This is a genomic window from Acinetobacter sp. 479375, from assembly GCF_000581715.1.
Lineage (GTDB): Bacteria > Pseudomonadota > Gammaproteobacteria > Pseudomonadales > Moraxellaceae > Acinetobacter > Acinetobacter ursingii.
Genome location: NZ_JEZN01000048.1, coordinates 1 through 4609, shown reverse-complemented (window position 1 = coordinate 4609; position 4609 = coordinate 1). Strand labels below are relative to the sequence as shown.

General features: G+C 34.1%; 6 protein-coding genes. 4 read left to right on the top strand and 2 right to left on the bottom strand.

Annotated elements, in window-relative coordinates:
• A partial coding sequence (locus J500_RS16410; protein WP_034700647.1) for an IS5/IS1182 family transposase occupies window positions 1-346 on the top strand: 346 nt, incomplete at its 5' end.
• 11 nt (window positions 347-357) lie between these two features.
• On the opposite strand, the gene J500_RS17790 is transcribed toward J500_RS16410, so the two are convergent.
• Window positions 358-696 carry a hypothetical protein gene (locus J500_RS17790; RefSeq protein WP_081402805.1) on the bottom strand — a complete coding sequence of 113 codons (339 nt, stop codon included), beginning with the start codon at window positions 694-696 and terminating at the stop codon, window positions 358-360.
• Between the two features lie 581 nt (window positions 697-1277).
• On the opposite strand from J500_RS17790, the gene J500_RS16405 reads away from it, so the two are divergent.
• The 3 genes from J500_RS16405 to J500_RS16395 all read left to right on the top strand — a co-directional run bounded on the left by J500_RS16405 (window position 1278) and on the right by J500_RS16395 (window position 3817).
• Complete coding sequence (locus J500_RS16405) at window positions 1278-1496, top strand: hypothetical protein (RefSeq protein WP_004988129.1); 219 nt, start codon at window positions 1278-1280, stop codon at window positions 1494-1496.
• A gap of 159 nt (window positions 1497-1655) precedes the next feature.
• On the top strand, window positions 1656-2522 hold the full coding sequence (locus J500_RS16400) for a VOC family protein (RefSeq protein WP_004998230.1): 867 nt from the start codon (window positions 1656-1658) through the stop codon (window positions 2520-2522).
• Between the two features lie 494 nt (window positions 2523-3016).
• Entirely contained in the window at window positions 3017-3817 is an 801-nt protein-coding gene (locus J500_RS16395) for an undecaprenyl-diphosphate phosphatase (RefSeq protein ID WP_004998232.1), read from the top strand.
• Window positions 3818-3865: 48 nt separating this feature from the next.
• Here J500_RS16395 and J500_RS16390 read toward each other — a convergent pair.
• The coding region (locus J500_RS16390; RefSeq protein WP_052024147.1) for an IS5 family transposase at window positions 3866-4609 on the bottom strand (744 nt) is incomplete at its 5' end.

The window sequence follows — 4609 nt, the reverse complement described above, 5'->3', positions numbered from 1 at the left end:
TGGTGCTTATGACACAGTGAATTGTTATGATGCGATTTTGAAACGGCAAGCAAATGTAATTATCCCTCCTCGTTCCAATGCTGCTTTATGGGCAGAAAATGAAATTGGTAAAGCAAGAAATCATGCAGTACAAGGCTGTTGGGACAAGGGTCAAAAGCAGTGGAAACGAGATATTGGTTATCATCGACGATCCCGAATAGAGGCTAAAATGTTTGCCTTGAAACGACTTGGACAAGGTGTATCTAGTCGATGCTTTAATCGTCAGGTGGTTGACTTGCAAATAAGAGTCGATATTTTGAATAAATTTACTCAACTTGGTACAGCTAAAACGGTGGCTGTTGCATAAATATCTGAAGATTAGAACAACTCTACCTTTCGTCTATTTGTGCAACAAAGCCTATTTTTTAGCTTTGGCATCATCGTGGTAATTGTAAAATAGACCAACAGCGTAATTAAAAACATAAGAACCACTTCCATGGTCTGACTTATACATAACATTGCACCAAAAAACAGCGCAAATAGAGTCATACATAATTTGATCTCCTTAAAATATAAGGTGATAAAAGTTCCAAAAATAACTGAAGAAACAACAAGGTTTATGATTTTCATAAATCCTAAATAATTAAAAACAATGAGCATTAGGCATAAACAAACGATAGATAATAAAAATACAAATATATTTTTAATGATGAACATACCAATACCCTATAGATTAGTGATTGAATAATTATCTCTCCTCCTCCCCCAAAGAGGAGAGATATTGACACATCAATTGATTATTTGAGATTCTTCTCTATTATTTAGACGATTTATATTAATAAAGATATCTTTATTATTTTTTCCAGATCTCTCAGTTAATATTCAGCTTTCTATTTAATAGTCAAGATGCCTTTTTGATGTGCTGGAGTGAGTATAGTTTCATGAGATTTCAAATGAATAAGCTTTTGGCTTACAAGATTGTGAGAAATAGCTTACAATTGTATAATTAGTAAGCATTTTTTACAATTTAAAATTTAAAAAATTTATTAAATATCAAAATCTTATCTTGATAATTAAATTAAATTTGATTTTTACAACTTAACAAAAGACAACACTACATTTACAGTAAATTTCATGTATTAACTCTATTTCTTGCCTCATTTTTTAAGTCTATTTATTTAAAATTTAAGAGATTTCATTATTTTTATAAAATTTGAGCAGTTACCTAAGGTCTGTGTTGACTTAAGTGTAAGGCTCAAGTAGAACTGGTCTCAATATTTTCCATCACATGATTCACAATGGCAAAACGTAAATATAGTAAAGAGCTTTTCAATGTTAGACGTATTAATCGACAATGGTGGGTGCTCCTTTATTCACCTGAATCAGGTCTTATAGAAAAGACTGAGAAGACTAAAACGCGGAGTCAGGCGAACCAATATGCAGATGACTACACTGAAAAATACTATGTTGATTTATATTTAAAACAACAACTTGAACAACAAAAGTCATCTTCTTAATGATCAATTTTGGTATTGGATTGATTCCTGTACCAAAACACTCTACATAGATGTTAGTCGCGTTTATTTTCAATCGTGATGTATAGTTTTAAATTTTTGATTAATATTTACCCAATTTGCTGATAAAATAATCATCAACACAATAAAAAAAGTATAACGATGAATAATGATATCTATCCCTGTGTATGGTTAAAATATGGCCGCAGTGAGGCAGCAGAATTTTATAGCTCATTGTTTAACGCGCAGCTACTGCAAACCAATGACTATGTGTCACAACTCTCTATTTTTAATCAAAGATTAATGCTACTCAGTGGTGGACCTGATCTTGAATTTCAGATTAATCCATCTATCTCCTTGATGTTATTAAGCCAGTCTAGTGAGCAAATTCAATATTATTGGGATCAATTGATCGATGGTGGTTCAATTTTAATGCCTTTGGATCGTTATCCTTGGAGCGAGATGTATGGCTGGGTACAGGATCGGTTTGGTGTTTCATGGCAACTTTATTTGGATACAAGAGAAGACTTAGATACTCAACAGTTGATTCCAACGTTAATGTTTACTGAAGACAATGCGGGAAAAGCACTCCATTCAATGCAATTTTACACACAAATTTTTCCCAATTCTGAAGTCAGTGGCATCATGCGTTATAAAGACGGAGAAAATCGTTCAGAGAATCCTGAATATGTACAACACGCGCAATTTATAATTGATGATTATATTTTATATTGTATGGATTCCTCTTATTCACATCATTTCAGTTTTAACCAAGGGATTTCCTTGGTTGTAGAAACCTCAAGCCAAATGGAAACGGATCACTTATGGTCTGCGTTATTACAACATGGTGGTCAAGCGATGCAATGTAGTTGGCTGAAAGATCAATTCGGCATACATTGGCAGATTGTTCCGAAACGTCTGATTGAGTTAATTAATAGCCCAGATTCCGAAACTTCCCAACGCGCCATGAATGCGATGTTTCGTATGCAAAAAATTAATATTCAGGAAATTGAAGATGCAATCAAATGATCAATCATTCTGTTTAGATCACTGGTCAGTATGAAAGAGACTAAATTGCACTTAACGACTTTAATAAAAAAACCCATTGCTCAACACAATGGGGTTGTTAAGGATCACGCTGTACATACTACTGAAGTAGTCTTTTTATGTCTGGCAAGCCCATGAAACTTTCCAGTGGCACTAATATACAAGAACGCACAATTAATTGCAAATGATTCTCATTAATTTAAATGCTATTTTATAACCTCCCTACTCCTGAGACTGAAAAAAGCATTAGCTTCTCACTGAGGAGAAAATTTTCACAAATATTAACAATGGAAACCGAACCATCTATTCGATCCTTGCGTTAATGCGTATACAATTTTGAACTTTAAGAAAACTGTATTTCTTAAAAAAGAATAAAAGTAAGGCTGTTATGATTTGAAAAATATTTAGTTTTTTACTTACACTCTCACCTTTCTTTTTAATTAATATCATTAAATCTGATTCATGAGTAATCATCCATGCAACACCTTGAAGCCTTTAAGGCTCTCTTTTTAGGACTAATTGAAGGCCTAACTGAGTTTTTACCTATTTCTAGTACTGGACACCTTATTCTTTTTGGTCATCTGATTGATTTTCATTCTGATAGTGGACGTGTGTTTGAAGTCGTGATTCAGTTAGGTGCAATTTTGGCAGTTTGCTGGTTATACCGACAAAAAATCGTCGATTTGATTAAAGGCTTTTTTAGTGGGGATGCAGAGGCGCGACACTTTTGTATGAGTGTTTTGATTGCTTTTTTCCCAGCGGTCATTATTGGTGTGATGGCAGTCGATTTTATTAAATCTGTACTGTTTAGCCCTTTAGTTGTCGCCATTGCATTAATTGTGGGTGGTTTAATTATTTTCTGGGCAGAGTCAATCAAGTTCGATCATAAAACTACTGAAGCCACTCAAATCACCTTTAAACAGGCGCTATTGGTTGGTCTAGCTCAATGTGTTGCCATGATTCCTGGAACATCAAGATCTGGTGCAACGATTGTAGGTGGAATGTTCGCAGGACTTTCACGTAAAGCAGCGACCGAGTTCTCTTTTTTTCTGGCGATGCCTACAATGCTAGGTGCAGCAACCTTTGACTTAATTCGTAATGCAAATGTACTCACCGCGGATAATATGACCAATATTGCACTTGGTTTTATCACTGCTTTTCTTGCTGCATTGTTTGTAGTAAAAGCTTTAGTACGTTTTGTGGAAAAACATACTTTACGTGTTTTCGCTTGGTATCGGATTGCTTTGGGTCTGATTATTATGTTTGTGATGTTATAAATTTTGATCTATAAAAAAGCTCAGAATACTTATGGGTCTGTTGACATTTCATAATGGCAACCAAATGTATATGCAAGCTAAAGCAACCGCATTTTCATAATTACGTTTTAGCTTGTCATATCGAGTTGCTATTCCTCTAAATTGCTTCAATCTTGCAAAAGTATTTTCCACTAAATGCCTAATTTTATATAAATTCCAATCCATATGATTATTGTTGGACTGAGTATTTGACTTCCGTGGACTATTAGCTTCGGTATCTGTTACTCTGATTTGCTCTCGTAATGGTTCAGAATCATAACCCTTATCTGCACATAAGACCTCAGTTTTTTCCAAATCTAATTTTTCAACTAGCTCAGGTGCAACCTTAACATCATGTGTTGTTCCATTCGTGATCATAATTTCAATTGGATTACCATAAGAATCAACGGCCAAGTGTATTTTTGAACTATTCCCACCAATGCTTTTTGATATAGCTTGATCTTTTAACCCAGCAGAGTGTTGATGCGCCCTAATATGAGAACCATCAATAAAAATCCACTCTTTATCTGTATGTTTACTGATTAATTTAAATATTTTCAGCAGCTTATTATGTTTAGACCAACGACTATATTTTTTAAATATTGAATTTGGATTACCAAAATCCGGTGGTAAATCTCGCCATGGGCAACCTGTTCTAATTCGATAAAGAATAGCTTCAATAAAATTTCGAAGATTTCGTTTGAGATAAATATCAAAATTACGCAGAATAGTTTCTAACTTTGACCAGTGTTGATCATTCAGCATTGTACGAGG